We start from the raw sequence: 16,828 nt of genomic DNA, 5'->3' as shown, positions 1-16,828 counted from the left end.
GGACACGGACTTGGGGTCGCCTTTCTTTTGCCTACTTTTCTTTGGCGAAGCAAAGAACAAGTAGGTGCGCCGCCGGGCGCAATTCCCGGCCTCCGCCCTCGAGAGATGAGCAGAAGGTAATTTGCACCCGAAGCGCCCAATCAACCGCCGCTTGCCCTCACGCCGCAGCCGGCCGCCCCCTCCCTCTCCCAGAGGGAGAGGGAGTTAAAACGCTCCCGCCTTTCAAGTGCGAGACGGAGTTAAAACACCCACGTGGGCGACGTAGAAAGGGACCGGTTCTTAGATCGCGAGCAGTTCTGGAAGCCCCGCAACGAATTCATTCGTGCCGCAACGCCTCAATAGGATCCATCTGCGCCGCCCTCCGCGCAGGAAAATACCCAAACAGCACGCCAATGCCAGCAGAGAAAACAAACGAGAGCAAATTGATCCCCGTCTGAAACACATAAGGCACCTGCATCAACTGCGCTAACAAGATAGACGCGCCGGTGGCCAACAGCACGCCAATCAAACCGCCCAGGCTGGCAAGCACCACCGCCTCAATCAAGAACTGCAGCAACACCTCTCGCTCCAACGCGCCAATGGCCAGTCTCAGCCCTATCTCGCGCGTACGCTCCGTCACGCTGACCAGCATGATGTTCATCACACCGATGCCGCCCACCAGCAGACTGACCGCGGCCACGGCTCCCAGGAGCGTAGTCATCACCTTGGTGGTGCCGGACAAAGTGTCGGCTAGCTGCTTGGTATCCAGTACGTTGAAGTTGTCGTCATCTCCGCTGGAGAGTTTGCGCAGTTCGCGCAGCAGCTGGGTCAAGCTGGACTTGACGCGCTCGGTATCGCTCGCTGGGTCTAGAGACACCAGCAGCGTGTTGACATTGGTGTTGCCGGTGAGCCGCCGCTGCAAGGTCTTTAGAGGCATCAGGACCACTTCATCCTGATCATTGCCGAAAGAGCCCTGGCCCTTGCTTTCGAACAAGCCCACCACTTGACATGGCACCTGGCCCACACGCAGTTGCTGGCCCAGCGGGTCTCCTCCGCCATAGAGCTGGCGCTGGATGGTGGCGCCAATGATGCAGACCGCGGCGCCGGCGTTCAGTTCGGCTTCGGTGAACGTGCGGCCAGAGCCCAAGGTCCAGTTGCTGGCTTGCAGCCAGTTGTTGTTGGAGCCAATGACGCTGCTGCTCCAGTTCTGTCCACCTGCGACCAGCGTGGCGGAAGAGCGCGCTTCCGGTGCCACTGTGGTAATGCCCGATATTTGCGAAGCGATCAGATCGGCATCGGTTTCCTTGAATGAGGGCGCCGTAGCGCCGCCACTGCCTGGCCCCATGCGTTGGCCTGGGCGGATCATGAGCAGGTTGGTGCCCAGGCTGGAAATCTGGTTTTGCACCGCTTGCGTAGCGCCGCTGCCTAGCGTGACCATGGTGATGACGGCAGAGACGCCAATCACAATGCCCAGCACGGTGAGAAATGAGCGCAGCACATTGCGGCGGATGGAGCGCAGTGCCAGCAGCAGTGTGTTCCAAAGCATCAGCGTGTCTCCAGAGCTGCCGCCGGCTTGTAGCTGCCTGGCAGAGCGCGTTGTTGGTTGCGCTTGTCTGTGGAAACCAGCCCATCGACAAAACGCACCATGCGTTGCGCATAGGCGGCCATGTCAGGTTCATGCGTCACCATCAACACGGTGATTCCTTGCTCACTGTTCAGTCGCGAGATCAGGTCCATGATCTCGTGGCTACGCTGTGTGTCGAGGTTACCGGTAGGTTCATCGGCCAGCAATACGGCAGGCTCGGTGACGATGGCACGCGCGATGGCTACGCGCTGCTGTTGGCCACCAGAGAGCTCGGCCGGCGTGTGGTGTTCCCAGCCTTTCAAACCCACCGCCTCCAGTGCCTTGGCTGCGGCGGCGCGGCGAGCCGAAGCGGATTCACCTCTGTAGAGCAGCGGCAGTTCGACGTTTTCCTGTGCGCTGGTACGCGCCAGGAGGTTGAAACCCTGGAACACAAAGCCGAAGAAACGGCGGCGCAGACGCGCTCGCTCGTCGCGTGTGAGCGATTCAACGTGTGCGCCCTTGAACAAATACTGCCCTCCTGTGGGGCGGTCCAGGCAACCCAGCGTATTCATGGCGGTGGATTTGCCTGAACCACTGGGGCCCATGATGGCCACGAACTCGCCGCGCTGGATGTCCAGGTCAACACCCTTGAGAGCTAGGAAGGAAGTCGCGCCCTCCCCATAGCGCTTGGTGACGCCACGCAGGCTGATAAGGGGGAGGTCAGACATGTTCAAGAGCGAGTTCCGGCTGGGTCGTCCACCTGCTGGCTTCACGCCAGGATCGCCCGAAGGCGGGTGTGGCGGTCAGGCGATGACGAGAACTTATTGCAGTGTTCAGGAAGGTCATGGCTTGGCCAATTGATCCGTAATGACCAGGTCGCCCTCTTTGAGCTCGGCGTGGTTGATCTCTGTGCGGCGGCCATCCGAAATGCCGGTTTGTACCGTCACAGAAACAGGCTTTTGTTCGCGCAAGATCCAGATCTGACGTGCCTGCCCTGCCGCCGGTGCGCTGGCGGCGCTCGGGCGCCGTGCGCCGCCTCCGGGGGGACGCGGCATCATGCTCGACATGATGCCGCCGCCACTTCTCGCCGGAGCAGCGGCACCTTCGGTGCTGGCAGGCGTGAAGCGCAAGGCCGTATTGGGCACGACCAGCACACCCTTGCGCTCCGTGGCGATGATGGTGGCTGTGGCCGTCATGCCCGGGCGAAGGCTGAGGTCTGCGTTGTCTACGCTCAAGGTCGTGGTGTAGGTGACCACATTGTTGGTGGTGGTCGAGCCATAGGCCACGCGTGCAACCTGCGCTGGGTAGTGGCGCGACGGATAGGCGCTCACGGTGAAGCTGGCGAGTTGATCCTTCAGCACTGAACCGACGTCCGCTTCATCCACACTGGCTTCCAGGATCAGGCGGCTCAGATCTTCACCCAAGGTGAACAAGGTCACCGCCTGCAGCGAGGCTGCCACGGCGTTGCCCGGGTCTACTGAGCGCGCTAACACGACGCCATCCACAGGGGAGCGGATAGAGGACTTGGAAAGGTTGGTTTCTTCGGTGGAGAGCGAGGCGCGCGCTTGCGTGACTTGCGCGCGTGCACTTTCGGTACTGGCAATGGCGCGGGCCAGCGTGGCGCGAGCGGTGTCCAGCTCGCTCGCAGAAGGTACGCGACCACCTGACAGGCGAGCCACCTCTTCAAAACGATTGAGCGTGGCGCGTGTTTCCCGAACTGTGGCGTCGTTCAAGGACAACGTGGCCTGCGCCGCATTGAGCGCAGCACGAGAGCGATCGACCGTATCCTGGAACTTGGACCGATCGAGCTCCAGCAACACCTGGCCTCTCTTGACCTTGTCATTCACATCTACCAGCACGCGGCTGACGGTGCCTGAGAGTTCACTGCCAATGGCGACCGAGCGCGTAGGCTTGAGGGTGCCGTTGGCGGTGACGGTGAGGGTGATGTCACCACGCTCCAGCGGTGCCGTTACGTACACCGGCGCAGCGCGCGCGGCCTGCTGGCCATTCCACCACCATAGGCCCGCGCCCAGTGCCAGCAACAGGGATAAGCTGATCCATGTGAGGGGACGCCGCCACCATGCGGTGGGGCGATCATCGCCAAGGAGTTCGTTCACGCTGGTGGGTGCTGGGGCGGGGGTGCCGGAGGGGGAAGAGGGATCGGTCATGTGGGGTTAGCGCGCGGCAGTGGGCTGCGAAGAAGAAGGGGCTGCGGCATCTGGGGACCATCCCCCGCCGAGCGCCTTGTAAAGCTGTACGTGATCAGCTGCCAGACTGGCGATGACTGACGCCTGTGCGTCTTGTGCCGACAGCAGTGTGCGCTGCGATTGCAAGGCGGTGTTGAAGTCGATCAGGCCGGCCTGGTATTGCTGGGTTGCGAGCAGATTGGCATTGCGTGCCGCAATGGCTGCGGCGTTCAGGCTGACTGCACGTTCACGGTCGCCCTTGAGAGCGGAGAGGGCGTCTTCAACGTCTTGCAACGCCGTCAGCACACTGGAGACGTAGGCGGCGCGTGTCTGCTCGAACGCTGCTTGCTGAGATTCCAAGCGGCCGGCGATGGCTCCACCATCAAAGATAGGCAGCGTCAGTCCCGCCATCAGGGAGCCTAGCGCGCTGGAGCTTCTGAGCAGCGAACCCAGTGTGAGTGCTTGCAGGCCAAGAGAGCCGCTGAGTGTGAGGGATGGGTAACGTGCTGCATCGGCTACGGCCACGCGTGCCAAGGCGGCTCGCACCTGGGCTTCTGCCTGTCGCACGTCGGGGCGCTGCCTGAGCGTGTCCGCAGGGAAGGCCATGATGAGATCGTCCGGAGGCAGCGGCACCGGTGCCACACCTAGGTCAGCCAAATCGCCGGGCGCGCGGCCCGTCAGCACAGCCAGGCGATGCTGGGTCTGCTGTTGTGCGGCACGTAGAAGCGGCACCTGCGCACGAGTCTGCTCGGCGGTAGCGGAGGCCTGTTCCACATCGAGCGAAGAGACCAGGCCAGCTTGATTGCGCCAGCGAGCAATCTGCAAGGTGTCGTCCTGCGACATCAGGTTGTTCTGCGCGATGCTCACGCGGGCCTGCTGATTGCGCAGATCGATGTACGCCAGGGCCACTTCGGCAGCCAGCGACACCTGCACGTTGGCGAGAGACATCTCTGAGGCCCGGGCGTCTGCCTTGGCGGCGTCTACGCCGGCCTTTAGTCCACCGAAAAGATCGGGCTCCCAACTGGCATCCACGCCCAGGCCAAAACTGCTGGAGCCGCCCTGCGAGTAGGTGCGGGTGCGTTGCGCCGAGCTTGAGCCTTTCACCGTCGGTGAGAGCCCGGCGGCAGCGACGTCGACCAAGGCGCGAGATTGGCGCAATGCGGCAATGGCCGACTGCACCGTGGGGCTGTTCCGCAGCGCATCGTCGATCAGGGTGCTGAGTTGAGCGTCTCCGAAACGCTGCCACCAGGTGGCGAGGGAAGTGGCGGGCGTGAATTGGGAAGGATCGCCCTCACTCCAGACCGCAGGGACGGAGAAGGTGCCCGCGATGGGGTCAGAGGTGGGGGCTTGGTGGGCGCAGCCCGCCAGGACAACCGCAGCGAGCAGGAGCGCAGTACGGCGGGTAGCGGCAGGGCGGAGATGGGAATTCGAAAAATCGGTCACTCGGGTTTTGCAGTTTGGTCAGGCAAGAGTAAACGACCAATGTGAACGGAATGTATATGGCTTATAGCGGAACGGTATTGCCTTGGAGCATCTGAGCTTCCATCACCAGAGATTGTTCTAGCTCTCGCGGTACTTCCGCGTAGCCCCCCGCTCCCTGTTTGTTTCTCCCAGGTCTCGAATGATTCGGGGCGGGAGGTGGGTGAGGCCTACTGATGGCTTTGTCCCTATCCTGACTGGAATTCAGAGGTCAGGGGCGCTACCACCGCGTCTCTAGAGACGCGCATTCATCCGGGGCGGCCACCCGGGGCGGACGGAACGTCCCGAGGTAGGGCGTGTTCACACTAAATGCACGCGGGGGTGAATTTAGCGTGAACACTCCCTGGCCTGGAGCAGATCTAGACGTACGTTGAAAGCACCTTGCCGGTGTTTGCGCAGTCCCTTGCAGCGGCAAGGGCTATGGGAAAGTGGCCTTGGCTTCCCAAAAGGTCATTGCGCCAGGAACCCGCCATCGACTGCCAACACATGCCCCGTGACCATGCCGGCTGCCGGGCTTGCCAGGTACAGCACGGCATTGGCGACGTCTTCGGGTTCCGCGAGACGCCCCAGTGGTGTCACGGCGTTGATGCGTTCGCGCGTGGCCTCGCTCAACTCGCCAATGAAGCTGGTGCGCGTCCAGGTGGGAGCCACGGCATTCACGCGGATGTTGCGGGAGGCCCATTCCACCGCCAGCGCACGCGTGAGGTTGACAAGGCCGCCTTTCGTGGCGTGGTAGGCCGGGTTAGGGTAGAGGCCGCCGCCTGAGAGGCCCATGATGGAGGCCGTGTTGACAATGTTGCCACCGCTGTCGGGCATGTGGCGTGCGGCTGCGCGGGCGCAGAGGAAAGCGCCCGTCAGGTTGACCGCCATCGTGGTGTTCCAGTCCTCAAGTTCCAGCTCCATGCTGGACTTTCGGATTGAAACACCGGCATTGTTCAGGAGAATGTCGATGCGCCCGAAGCGCTGGGCGATATCTTTGAAAGTGGCATCGACCGCGTTCGCATCGGTGACATCCAGCGCGCACGCGGTGCAGTCCTCGATGCCGGAAGCGGTGGGTGCCTGACGGTCTGCGAGGACGATTTTCGCCCCCGCAGCGGCCAGCAGCCGAGCGCTGGCAAGGCCTATGCCGCCCGCGCCGCCGGTGATCACGGCCACCATGCCGTCCACGCGGAACATCCGCAGAGGATCAGACACGTGGCCTGCGGAAGATCCCGTAGATGTGTTCATGCCTTTTCAGTCCAGCTTGAGGCCGGATTGCTGAATGACCTTCTGCCAGACTGCGGTGTCTTTGCGAATGCGCTCGGCGAACTGATCCGGGCCGAGATCCATGATCTCGTAGCCCAGAGCGCGGTAGCGCTCTTGCATGGCAGCCGTGGCCATCGCTTCGCGAACATCCGCACTGATCTTTTCCTTGATCGCTTTTGGGGTGCCGGGAGGCGCAAACAGGCCCACCCAGGCGTTGCTCTCAAAGCCCTTGGTCACAGGGGATTCTTCGGTGGAGGGCACGTCCGGATAAATGCTTGAGCGTTTGGGCGCACCCAGACCGATGAATTTAACTTTCGCCCCTCTTTCCATCGGCCCCGCGCTTGCAGCGCTGCCCAGAGCCCAGTCGACTTCCTTGTTGGACACGTTGGCAAACAGCTGAGGCATTTCCTTGTAGGGGACGTGCGTCATCTTGATACCGGTGAGCGACTCGAGACGCAGCGCACCCAGGTGCCCTGGAGAGCCCACAGCCCAGGAACCATAGGTGAGCTGGCCCGGTTTGGCTTTGGCCGCAGCGACGATGTCCGCCAGGCTGTTGAAAGGGCTGTCCTTGGCCACGACTACATAGAAATCGGTCAGCAAGACGGGGCGAATGGGCTCGAAATCCTTCTGCGGGTTGTAAGGCAGCTTGCTGAAGGTATGAGGATGTGTGGTGATGTTGGCGCTGTCCGGCGCAATCAGTTCATGGCCGTCAGGCTGTGCCTGCTTGAAGGCGCCCGTGGCGATGAAGCCATTGCCGCCCGGACGGTTGTCGATGATGACGGGCTGGCCCCATTTCCTGCTCAGTTGTTCTCCCAGCGCCCTGAGAGCTGTGTCAGGCCCACTGCCCGCCGACGAGGGGGTGATGATCTTGACGGGTTTGGTCGGGAAGGTTTGCGCTTGGGCCTGAAGGCTGCTGAGTCCCAGCAAGGCCGTGGCGGCCAGGAAGAGGGTGGTACGGGTGCGTAGGGTCATGTTGTCTCCGGTTTTTTGGTTGTTAGGAAATCAGGTGAAAGTCAGTCGGTCTCAGCTTCGGGGTCTCCTGCAGTGAGGTATTGCCACATGCGTTCAAAAATCAGGCCGGCAGAGGTCGCGCGTTGGCTGCATTCGCTCTCGCTCAAAATGACGGACTCGTGTTCGATGCCGGCGGCGAGGACTTCCAGTTCCAGGCGTGCGGCGTCTTCCAGGTACCAGGTGAGCACCACCGCCCGTATGAGTGATTCAGCAGCGACCACGGCACCGTTGCCCCGCATGACCAGCGCATGCCGCTCGCCCATTTGTTTGGCCAGGGCGTGAGCCGCCTCGTCGCCGCGCAGAAGTTGTGGGTCATCCCATAGTGTGATGCCAGCGGAGAAATAGCTGCCAAAACCATGGCGAGGCTTGGGTACTCGGCGCGCGGTTCCCAGCGTCATGATGTGGCGAGGCATGGAGCGCACCACGGCCCCCACCTCAGGGCGCCGTTGGTAGATCTGCTGGTGAATCCGCACTTCGCCCAGTACGCCCTCGGGCAGTGGGCCGTTCACAGGGACCACCGTACCTGGTTCCCCCGTGCCGATCAAGCTCATAGGGCGCGAGGCGCAGACGAGAAAGCGCTCGGCATCTATGCGCGTGCTGCAATGGCCGTAGGCATGTACCAGACCATGCCGCCCGAGTGCACGTGCCGCCATCCGGACTTGGCGCTGCAGAGCTTCCAGCGAATCGGGGGTGAGAGCTGACATCAGACCTTGAACTCCGGAATGTCGGGCTTGCTGCCCCACATGCAAAATGAGGTGTCCGCCATGGGGAACTGCCGCGGCTGATACCCTGGCTCCTGCTCCGCCGTGATCAGGCGTACTCCGCTGGAATACTCGTAGACCATGCCGTCGGGCCCTTCGAAGTATAGGAACATTGCGCCAGATGTGGGGTGCCGCCCAGGTCCGAAAACGATGCGCACACCAGCCTTTTGAAGCCGGTAGTAAGCCCGCATGATGTCGTCAATCGACTCCACCTGGTGGTTGATGTGCTGTACGCCAACCCTCTGCGATGGAAACAGGGCTACCTTGTGATGCACTTCATCGATGCGCAGCAAGGGCGCTGCGCCGATTCGGTCACTCACCTTGGCGCCCAGTGTCTGCGTCCAGAAATTTTCGTCGCGGGCCGGGTCGGCGCTGCAAAGCCCAATGTGGCTGAAGCCGGTGATGCCGGCGTCGTGCGAAGGCCAATGCCGCTTGCCGCTGTGATGAGGCTTGACCACCAGGTCAATCGAGCTGCCGTTGCGATCACGAAAATTGATGAACGCTCCGACAGCGCGGCGCCCACATTCTTCGGATGTCCCGGCGTGAATGGCGATGTCTGCGGCGTCAAGTGCGCTTGCAGCGGCTTGAAGCTCTTCCATGCTGCGCAACTCAAACCCTACTGTGTGGTCCTTCGGATCGCCTTCAAAGTAGACCAGTGTGTGGTCGCGATTGTCGGAGCGGAAATAGTTGGCTTTGCCTTCACGCCTGGCCAGCTCAAGGCCGACGACATCGCACACATAGCGCGTGGCTGCTTCCACGTCTGGCGTGCCCAGGCGCACATAGCGGATATCCCAGAGATTGATCAAGTGTTTGTCTCCTGCACGGAACATCAATGCGTCCCATGGCAAGCGAATTTAGGCGAACCCTTGCGATAAATCAAATGAAAAAATATGCTTGCAGTTATTCGCAGTACTAATGACAAAAGATGATCACACGAACCCGCCCACTGACTCGCCAGCTCGACTTGAATTTATTGGAGTTGTTCGATGTGGTCTGGCGCACCCGCAACCTCACTGCGGCGGGTGAGCAGCTAGGCCTTTCGCAGCCAGCCGTCAGCCATGGGCTGGCCAAGCTTCGGCGCGCGTATGGCGATGCTCTGTTTGTCCGGTTGCAACGCGGCGTGGAGCCAACCCCGTTCGCCAGCGCCATAGCGCCCACTGTGGCCGAAGCACTGCGTGTGGTACGGGGCACCCTGGATAAGCCCAGCTTTGATCCGGCCGTTGCCCAGCGCCATTTCCGCATTGCCATGAGCGACATCGGTGAACGCTTTTTCATGCCAACGTTGTGGCCCAGGCTAGCGCGTGAGGCACCAGGGGTAAGCTGCGAATGTCTGTCGCCTGGGCTTGCCGAGTTGCAGCAGGGCCTTGCCAGCGGGGAGATTGATTTGGCCGTAGGCTTTATTCCAGGGCTGGGAGCGCAGGTGCTTCACCAGGCGCTGTTCAGTGAGCAGTTCGTTTACCTAGCCCGCAAGGGCCACCCGCAGCTGGGACATGGGCGCAGTACGAGTGCGTTGCTCCGTACGCCGCATGTATTGGCCAGCCATCCCGGCACGCGTCATCTGATGGCGTTGGAGCGCGTGCTGATGAGTCAGGCGGTGCGCGCTCCTATCGCGCTGCGTGTGCGCAGCTTTTTGTCCATTGGGCCCATCGTGGCAGAAACGGATCTGGTCTCACCCGTGCCAAACAATCTTGCGGGGTTGATTGCTGATCATCTGAACTTGCGTCTGATACCGCCGCCGATCGAGCTTCCGCTCTTTGACGTTCGGCTGTATTGGCACCGGCGGTCGGGGGATGAGCCGGCGCTTCGGTGGATACGGGAGGTGATGGTTGAGATGTTCGGTGGCTAAGCTCCCCCCTGAGTCGCTTGCGCGCCATCCCCCTAGGGGGACGCAGCCAGCGGCCTGTAGGAATAGGCTCCCCCTGAGTCGCTGACGCGCCTTCCCCCAGAGGGGGACGCAGCCAGCGGCCTGGCAAAGCCAGCTCCGCGGCTACACCCACATGGCCTGCTCCGCGGCCTTCTGATTTTGCTCCCTCTCCCGCGCGCGGGAGAGGGTTGGGGTGAGGGGCGGCGGCGCATCTATTGCGAATAAGTGCCTTTGACGCGCATGGTGTCCGAAATAGTCCTGCCGATGTAGGCCTCAACGGATGGTGTTGATTGAGATGCAGGCCCTCACCCCCGCCCTCTCCCGCGTGCGGGAGAGGGGGTAAAACCATTCGCTTGCGACTGAGAGTTTCAGGGCCGAGCGTAGCGATGGCCCGAGTAGGGCTCCCACCCCTTGAGGCCGTGCTGAGGAGCGCAGGGCAAGGGGCGGGCAAGAGCACTGAAAGATGCTCTTGCTTCGTGAACTAGCTTGCGGCAGTTGTTTGAACGTAGTGAGCGAAGCGAAAGAAGAGAGTTCTGCCGCACCGCCCCGGATGGCCGGCCCCCTTGACCGAGCACCGGAGGGTGCCCGGAGCGCAGCGTAGGGACACGGACTTGGGGTCGCCTTTCTTTTGCCTACTTTTCTTTGGCGAAGCAAAGAACAAGTAGGTGCGCTGCCGGGCGCAATTCCCGGCCTCCGACCTCAAGAAAAGAGCAGAAGGCCGTTTGCAATCGCAGCGCCTAAATCAACCGCCGCCGACCCTCACCCCACCCTCTCCCGCCTGCGGGAGAGGGGGCAAAACCAGCTCAAAGCCTTGGGCTGGGGCTCAGTTCTGCAGGCGCGCCTGCATCAGTCTTTCCCGCGGTCGAGGCGGCCGCTGCGGCGTGAGGGCACAGCGTCTCAAGCACCACCATCCTTTTTTCAGGCCCACATCGCCAGGACTCGGCGTCACTGAAACGCCACTTCCGCAAAACTCCGCAGCTTGCGACTATGCAGCTTGTCCAAACCGTTCTCCCGCAGCCGCTCAACGGCACGCAAGCCAATCTTCAAGTGCTGGTTCACGCGTTCGCGGTAGAAATGGTTGGCCATGCCGGGCAACTTGATTTCCCCATGCAAGGGTTTGTCAGAAACGCAGAGCAAGGTGCCGTAGGGCACACGGAAGCGGAAACCATTGGCCGCTATCGTGGCACTTTCCATATCAAGCGCCACAGCACGCGACTGCGAAAAACGTTGCTGCGGCGCGTTGTTTCCCTGCAGCTCCCAGTTGCGGTTGTCGGTAGTGGCTACAGTGCCCGTGCGCATCACGCGCTTGAGCTCCCTGCCTTGCAACTGGGTCACATCAGCCACGGCGCCTTCCAGGGCGATCTGCACCTCGGCCAAGGCTGGAACGGGAATCCACAAGGGCAGATCTTCGTCAAGCACATGATCTTCCCGCACGTAGCCGTGGGCCAGTACGTAATCGCCCAATTGCTGGCTGTTGCGCAGACCAGCGCAGTGGCCCAGCATGATCCAGGCGTGAGGGCGCAGCACGGCAATGTGGTCGGTGATGGTCTTGGCATTGCTGGGCCCTACGCCAATGTTGACGAAGGTGATGCCCGAGCGATCCGCGCGCAGCAGGTGATAAGCCGGCATCTGTGGCATGCGCGGTGGACCAATGCCTTTTTCATCACCTGGCACAGGCTCCAGGCCGGCGCGCCGCGTGATGACGTTGCCAGGTTGGACGAAGGCGATATAGGGGCTATCGGGGTTCTGCATCTCGGCTTGACCGAGGGCGATGAACTCGTCGATATAGAACTGGTAATTGGTGAACAGAACAAAGTTCTGGAAATGCTCTGGCGATGTTCCGGTGTAGTGGCGCAGCCGATGGAGCGAATAGTCCACACGTGGCGCGGTGAAAAGCGAGAGCGGCTCTGGATCACCAGGCGCTGGGCGGTGTGTGCCGTTGGCTATGCCGTCATCCATGGCGGCCAGATCGGGCAGGTCGAACACGTCAGCCAGGCCTTGGCGCTGCAGGGCGCTCATGCCGCCTTCAAAATGCTCGTCATCAGAGAAGCTGAAGGGCAAGGGGATGGGCTGGTTGCTGGTGCCTATTTCCAGGGTGGCGTCGTGGTTCTCCAGCAGCAGACGAAATTGCTCCAGGTAGTAGCGAGCAAACAGGTCTGGCCGCGTCAGGGTGGTCTCATAGTGACCAGCATGCGATACGAAGCCGTAAGAGAGCCCGGTGTCTGGGTGACGGCTGCGCGCTGTGGTCAGGCGCACGAACGGATAGCACGCCCGTACGCGGGCGCTTGGCGCGTTCCCGTCGCCCTGCGATACGTAGGCCTGAAGGGCCGAGCGCAGATGTGCAAGGCCCGCGTCATAAATGCGCTGAGCCTGCGCTAGAGCGGCCGCAGCATCCGTGAACGGGGCGGGCGGAACGAATGAAGGAAGAGAGATCATGAGGCATTGTCTCCGAGGGCGGTGACACCAGGGTCATGCGGTGAATGAAAACCCCAGCATACGTAGCTTCGCAAGGTCTGTACATTCACCAGTGCCTGCCGGAACTCATGGCGCTCTTAGGTGCTCAGCTGGGCGCCGCGGTCCGCATGCGTTCCAACGAGAGCTCGACCAACGCCGAGCGCATCGCATTCCCCTCCGCCTTCCGGTGGATCAGGTACAGATGCCGGAGCAAGCTGGCCTCATTCAAAGGGATAGCCGACAGCAAAGGGCTGCTGACTTGTCCGAGTGCCGTTTCAGCGCAAATGGTCAAGCCCAAGCCGGCTTCCGTCATGCTGCGTGCGGTGTGAAGGCTCTCTACCTCCACCGTGCTAAGCCGGCGTAAGCTGGTGCTGTGCTTTTTCAGGAGTTGCGCCACGATGGCATTGTTAGCCAGGTGGATCAATTGATAGGGCAGAAGATCGATCATGCGCACGGCGTCACTGCCAGCCAGCGGATGATCTTTGCTGCAAACGATGTAATAAGGCTCCTCCAGCAGCGTATGGCAGGTGAGCTGGGGATCGCGGGGGTTCTCGGAAATAACCCCTATGTCGGCTTCTCCGGAGCGAACCAACTCAAGGCAGGCGTCTGACGAAAGGTCAAGGATCCGGATGTTGGCATCCGGATAGAGCTTCTGAAACTCAGGCAAGACCAAGGGCAACAGCCGGGCAGCCACGGAGGGGAGTACGGCAATGGCGACCCGGTTGTCTTGCACCGCCGCCGCCTGGCGTGCTTTCTGTACGGCCTCGTCGAAATCGCGAACCAGCGGCTTCAGTGCGTCTAGCAGAGGGCCGCCAGCCGCCGTCAACTCGACTTTGCGGGTATCCCGCTCAAAGAGCTTGGCCCCCACTTCTTGCTCCACCGCCTGTATCAACAGGCTGAACGCCGGCTGCGAGAGATGGCAGGCCGCCGCCGCTTTGGTGAAGTTGCGCAACTCGGCCAACGCAATGAAGGCGCGCAGTTGCTTGACCGACAGGTTGGCGCTTCGCACGATCTATTGGTGGAGCAAATAAAAGAAGGGATTCTTCAAATTTCACAGGGGCCGGGTGGCTGCATACGATAGGGCAGCTACGACGACAGGAGACATACATGCTAAAGCCATATCTATTGACATCCCATTTTTGCGAAAAATCAAAAGGCCGACGCGGCTTCTTGAATCACTTTCTGGCGGCCGTATTGGGGCTCGCTGTGACTGCAGTTCCTGGGCTTGCGGTTGCAGACAATTTTCCTAACCGTCCTGTACGGCTGGTCGTAGGGTTTCCACCAGGGGGTGGTGTCGATGTGGCTGCCCGGCTTGTCGGTGCAGAGCTTGGCAAACGGCTTGGACAACCTGTGGTGGTTGACAACATTTCGGGAGCCGGTGGCAATATCGGAACAGATAGGGTGGCCAAGGCGCCTGCGGATGGATACACCCTGCTTTTCGGCAGTATCGCCCTGGCAATCAATCCTAGCCTCTATCCGAAACTGTCTTTCGATCCCTTGAAAGATCTCGCCCCAGTATCGCTGATTTCAACTTCGCCTTATGTGTTGATGGTCAATGCGCAGTCGCCCATTCGCGATCTGCGGGATATGGTGAAAGTGGCTCAGGAGTCTCCTGGCAAGCTGCGATTCGCCAGCGCGGGCAATGGGTCAGGCTCGCATCTTTTCATGGAGCTCTTCCTCAGCACAGCCGGCGTGCGCATGGATCATGTGCCCTACAGGGGAGCTGCGCCGGCCATGACCGATGTGGTGGCCGGCCATGTTCCCATCGTCTTTGACAGCATCATGACCTCCTTGCCGTATGCGGAATCCGGCAAGGTGAGAATTCTTGGTGTGTCGAGCAAGGCGCGCTCCAAGATCAGCCCTGAGATCCCTACGCTCCAAGAGGCTGGTGTACCAGGTTACGACGCCACGAGCTGGTTCGGGATATTCGCCCCTTCTGGCACACCTGCCGCCGCGTTGAAGAAACTGAACCAGGAACTGGTGGCCACCATACGCACTCCGGAGGTGGCGGAAAAGCTTCGCAAGCTTGGGGCGGAGCCTGTGGGCTCGTCCTCGGAAGAGCTGGGCCGTTTCTATCAGACAGAGGTAGAGCGGTGGCGCAAGGTTGTGAAAAGTGTTGGTGTGGAGTTGAACTGACTCATGCCACATATTGTTGTTGAGCACTCGGGCAATCTCGCCGACACAGTGGATGTGGCCGGATTGCTTCAATGCCTGAAAAAAGCTGCGCTGGAGACGAGGCAGATGCAGGAGGAGGGCTTGCGAATTCGCTCACTTGCATCTCCGCACTGGCTGGTGGGCGACGGCAGTCCGACCAATGCCTTCATGCACATCACCGTGCGCATCCGGCCCGGACGCTCAGAAGCGGTGAAGACGGACGTTCTCGAGACTCTCCATGAAGCCGCCTGCAATTGGCTGCAGCCGCAGTTCGAGACCATGGCGCTAGGCCTGACCATCGAGCTGCAGGAAATAGATATCGCATTCCGCCGTTTGCGCAGCTCCCTACCCACCTCACCGGAACTCATCAAATGAGCTTGCCTCGTATTCATCCCATCCCGTTGGTCGGCCTGGTCGGACGTGCGGAGAAATCCAAATTCACTCATTTGTTCAACCACGGACAGGACGTGCGCTTTGGGTACTACTGCTGGTACATCGAAGACGACGGCAAGAAAATTCTTGTAGATGCCGGAGGGACGGCTGAGCAAGCAGTTGAGAACTGGGGCCGACCACCGGAGACGGTGACGCATGTCCAAACCCTGCAAGAAGGCTTGGCGCGGCACGGCACCTCATGTGAGGAGATCGATATCGTGATTCTCACCCATCTTCATCTGGATCACATGGCGTATGTGCACCAACTCAAAGGCGCGCGCTTCATTGTGCAAAAGAAGGAGTACGAGTTCTCTCAGAACCCGCATCCGACGGACCGCTTCTACCAGTCCTCTATCACTGAAGGGCTTGAACTTGAGTTGATCGAAGGTGATCAGCACATCACGCCTAACGTGCGAGTTCTTTTTACGCCTGGTCATACCGCTGGTGGGCAGTCCGTGGCGGTGAATACCCCTGGCGGGCTGGCCATCGTGACCGGGTTTTGCTGCATTCACGAAAACTTTACGCCCGGCGACAAGATCAGCAAGATCATGCCTGTCGTCATACCCGGCATCCACCAGGACGTGGTGAAGGCCTACGACAGCATGATTCGGGTAAAGACTGAAGCAGACATCATCGTGGCGAACCACGATGCAGCTTATCTCGATGGCGCGCCTGTTCCCCCTTTGTCAGTATCCAGTGTGGAGAAATAAGATATGTACGTTGATCAGGCTGTAGAAAGCATTGCCACCCACTACGGTAAGCCGGACTGGTTAGCCACAATGGCTAGCCGGGGACCGGCGCAAACGGTGGGGTTGGCGCGCTTGGCCAAGGGTATTCTCGAAGAGGGACCTCTACCGGAGAAGATCAAGCATTTCATGTTGTTCGTGATCTATGTGTCACAGGCTAAAACAGAGATGGCCCGTTTGCACTATGCCGCCGCGCAGCGCCTTGGAGCCACTGCCGAGGAATGGCATGAAGTCTTGATGGTGTTTGTGCCCTCGCGTGGTACGGCCATGTACATCGATGGTGCAGCGATCGTAGGGCTTGAACAGGTCGTCGCGCCCGCAGACGCTGCTGACCATGAATTGCCCACCGGCCCTGAAATGCTTCAGTATTTCCAGTCTGCGATGGGGCAAGTGCCTTCGTTTGTGTCCTTGTTGGCTGAACACAAGCCAACTCTGTTCGAGGGGTACTTCAAGCTTCGCAGTGAGAATCTCAAGGATGGCGTGCTGCCGCAAAAATACAAGGAGTTGATGCTCGTGGCATTGAACACGGCGGAACGCTATCAACGAGGCGCTGAAATTCACGCCCGAGCCGCTCTCCAATGTGGCGCCTCTAAGGAAGAGCTACTGGATGGTATGACCACGGCCATTCTGGCGGGGGGCATACCCGGATGGATAGAGGCCTCTGGTGCCTTTCTCGACGTAACAGCCAATAGTTAGTTTGCAACACAAGGCGCCCTGGCTGTAACGCCCCAGGGTACGAGCCGTCGCGTGGCGGTCTGCGGCCGCGGCGCGCTGCATTTTCACGCCACCTCCCCCTCGTAAAAAAGCTCTGGTGCGGTGGTGCAGCGCCACAGATTAATGCGACCATAGGGTCACCGAGCCAGGCAAGTCGCCCCTTCGGCCCCGCCCGTCCGGCAAAATACAGCCTGGGCGCTCTCCACATGCCATCCCATGCGTTGGCCTTGGCCAACGGC

Annotated in this window: 15 protein-coding genes; 5 read left to right on the top strand and 10 right to left on the bottom strand. The window is 60.7% G+C overall.

From position 1 onward, the window contains the following. Positions 1-316 precede the first annotated feature (316 nt). The 8 genes from G518_RS0123465 to G518_RS0123430 form a co-directional block, all read right to left on the bottom strand. Positions 317-1,525, bottom strand: coding sequence for an ABC transporter permease (locus G518_RS0123465; RefSeq protein WP_028604611.1), 1,209 nt, complete (start codon positions 1,523-1,525; stop codon positions 317-319). Further along, complete coding sequence (locus G518_RS36575) at positions 1,525-2,271, bottom strand: ABC transporter ATP-binding protein (protein WP_036595805.1); 747 nt, start codon at positions 2,269-2,271, stop codon at positions 1,525-1,527. Before G518_RS36575 ends, G518_RS0123465 begins: the two co-directional genes overlap by 1 nt. A 114-nt stretch (positions 2,272-2,385) precedes the next feature. After that, complete coding sequence (locus G518_RS0123455) at positions 2,386-3,711, bottom strand: efflux RND transporter periplasmic adaptor subunit (protein ID WP_028604610.1); 1,326 nt, start codon at positions 3,709-3,711, stop codon at positions 2,386-2,388. A gap of 6 nt (positions 3,712-3,717) precedes the next feature. After that, complete coding sequence (locus G518_RS0123450; RefSeq protein WP_036595803.1) at positions 3,718-5,172, bottom strand: efflux transporter outer membrane subunit; 1,455 nt, start codon at positions 5,170-5,172, stop codon at positions 3,718-3,720. Between the two features lie 486 nt (positions 5,173-5,658). Next, the gene (locus G518_RS0123445) at positions 5,659-6,435 is read right to left on the bottom strand and encodes an SDR family NAD(P)-dependent oxidoreductase (protein ID WP_245598097.1); all 777 of its coding nucleotides are present in this window, start codon (positions 6,433-6,435) and stop codon (positions 5,659-5,661) included. 6 nt (positions 6,436-6,441) lie between these two features. Next, positions 6,442-7,425, bottom strand: coding sequence for a Bug family tripartite tricarboxylate transporter substrate binding protein (locus G518_RS0123440; RefSeq protein ID WP_028604607.1), 984 nt, complete (start codon positions 7,423-7,425; stop codon positions 6,442-6,444). A gap of 41 nt (positions 7,426-7,466) precedes the next feature. Further along, a complete protein-coding gene (locus tag G518_RS0123435) occupies positions 7,467-8,168 on the bottom strand; it encodes a class II aldolase/adducin family protein (RefSeq protein ID WP_028604606.1) in 702 nt (233 codons plus the stop codon). Then, the gene (locus G518_RS0123430) at positions 8,168-9,031 is read right to left on the bottom strand and encodes a VOC family protein (RefSeq protein ID WP_028604605.1); all 864 of its coding nucleotides are present in this window, start codon (positions 9,029-9,031) and stop codon (positions 8,168-8,170) included. Before G518_RS0123430 ends, G518_RS0123435 begins: the two co-directional genes overlap by 1 nt. Before the next feature lie 119 nt (positions 9,032-9,150). Here G518_RS0123430 and G518_RS0123425 point away from each other — a divergent pair, with 119 nt between their 5' ends. Beyond that, a complete protein-coding gene (locus G518_RS0123425) occupies positions 9,151-10,071 on the top strand; it encodes a LysR family transcriptional regulator (protein ID WP_028604604.1) in 921 nt (306 codons plus the stop codon). A 963-nt stretch (positions 10,072-11,034) separates the two neighbouring features. On the opposite strand, the gene G518_RS0123415 is transcribed toward G518_RS0123425, so the two are convergent. Further along, entirely contained in the window at positions 11,035-12,525 is a 1,491-nt protein-coding gene (locus G518_RS0123415) for an AMP nucleosidase (protein WP_028604603.1), read from the bottom strand. Positions 12,526-12,649: 124 nt separating this feature from the next. Beyond that, on the bottom strand, positions 12,650-13,552 hold the full coding sequence (locus G518_RS0123410; protein WP_036595801.1) for a LysR family transcriptional regulator: 903 nt from the start codon (positions 13,550-13,552) through the stop codon (positions 12,650-12,652). A 98-nt stretch (positions 13,553-13,650) separates the two neighbouring features. On the opposite strand from G518_RS0123410, the gene G518_RS0123405 reads away from it, so the two are divergent. From G518_RS0123405 to G518_RS0123390, 4 genes are read left to right on the top strand one after another with little or no spacing between them, the layout of a single operon-like run. Continuing rightward, a complete protein-coding gene (locus tag G518_RS0123405) occupies positions 13,651-14,679 on the top strand; it encodes a Bug family tripartite tricarboxylate transporter substrate binding protein (RefSeq protein WP_084652177.1) in 1,029 nt (342 codons plus the stop codon). 3 nt (positions 14,680-14,682) lie between these two features. Beyond that, complete coding sequence (locus G518_RS36570) at positions 14,683-15,072, top strand: 5-carboxymethyl-2-hydroxymuconate Delta-isomerase (protein ID WP_051237322.1); 390 nt, start codon at positions 14,683-14,685, stop codon at positions 15,070-15,072. Next, positions 15,069-15,839: an N-acyl homoserine lactonase family protein gene (locus G518_RS36565; protein ID WP_051237321.1), complete on the top strand. Its 771-nt coding sequence runs from the start codon at positions 15,069-15,071 to the stop codon at positions 15,837-15,839. The genes G518_RS36570 and G518_RS36565 overlap by 4 nt, the downstream gene beginning before the upstream one ends. Positions 15,840-15,842: 3 nt before the next feature. Further along, complete coding sequence (locus G518_RS0123390; RefSeq protein WP_028604600.1) at positions 15,843-16,571, top strand: carboxymuconolactone decarboxylase family protein; 729 nt, start codon at positions 15,843-15,845, stop codon at positions 16,569-16,571. Positions 16,572-16,828: the final 257 nt, after the last annotated feature.

Source organism: Ottowia thiooxydans DSM 14619 (genome assembly GCF_000422885.1).
GTDB classification, from domain to species: Bacteria; Pseudomonadota; Gammaproteobacteria; order Burkholderiales; family Burkholderiaceae_C; genus Ottowia; species Ottowia thiooxydans.
Note: the sequence above shows the minus strand (reverse complement) of the source record. Positions and strands in the feature narration are given on the sequence as shown.

Excerpts from the sequence above, each read along its gene's own strand:
- G518_RS0123465 (WP_028604611.1), bottom strand. The coding sequence starts at position 1,525 with ATGCTTTGGAACACACTGCTGCTGGCACTGCGCTCCATCCGCCGCAAT.
- G518_RS36575 (WP_036595805.1), bottom strand. The coding sequence starts at position 2,271 with ATGTCTGACCTCCCCCTTATCAGCCTGCGTGGCGTCACCAAGCGCTAT.
- G518_RS0123455 (WP_028604610.1), bottom strand. The coding sequence starts at position 3,711 with ATGACCGATCCCTCTTCCCCCTCCGGCACCCCCGCCCCAGCACCCACC.
- G518_RS0123445 (WP_245598097.1), bottom strand. The coding sequence starts at position 6,435 with ATGAACACATCTACGGGATCTTCCGCAGGCCACGTGTCTGATCCTCTG.
- G518_RS0123440 (WP_028604607.1), bottom strand. The coding sequence starts at position 7,425 with ATGACCCTACGCACCCGTACCACCCTCTTCCTGGCCGCCACGGCCTTG.
- G518_RS0123435 (WP_028604606.1), bottom strand. The coding sequence starts at position 8,168 with ATGTCAGCTCTCACCCCCGATTCGCTGGAAGCTCTGCAGCGCCAAGTC.
- G518_RS0123425 (WP_028604604.1), top strand. The coding sequence starts at position 9,151 with ATGATCACACGAACCCGCCCACTGACTCGCCAGCTCGACTTGAATTTA.
- G518_RS0123415 (WP_028604603.1), bottom strand. The coding sequence starts at position 12,525 with ATGATCTCTCTTCCTTCATTCGTTCCGCCCGCCCCGTTCACGGATGCT.
- G518_RS0123405 (WP_084652177.1), top strand. The coding sequence starts at position 13,651 with ATGCTAAAGCCATATCTATTGACATCCCATTTTTGCGAAAAATCAAAA.
- G518_RS36570 (WP_051237322.1), top strand. The coding sequence starts at position 14,683 with ATGCCACATATTGTTGTTGAGCACTCGGGCAATCTCGCCGACACAGTG.
- G518_RS36565 (WP_051237321.1), top strand. The coding sequence starts at position 15,069 with ATGAGCTTGCCTCGTATTCATCCCATCCCGTTGGTCGGCCTGGTCGGA.
- G518_RS0123390 (WP_028604600.1), top strand. The coding sequence starts at position 15,843 with ATGTACGTTGATCAGGCTGTAGAAAGCATTGCCACCCACTACGGTAAG.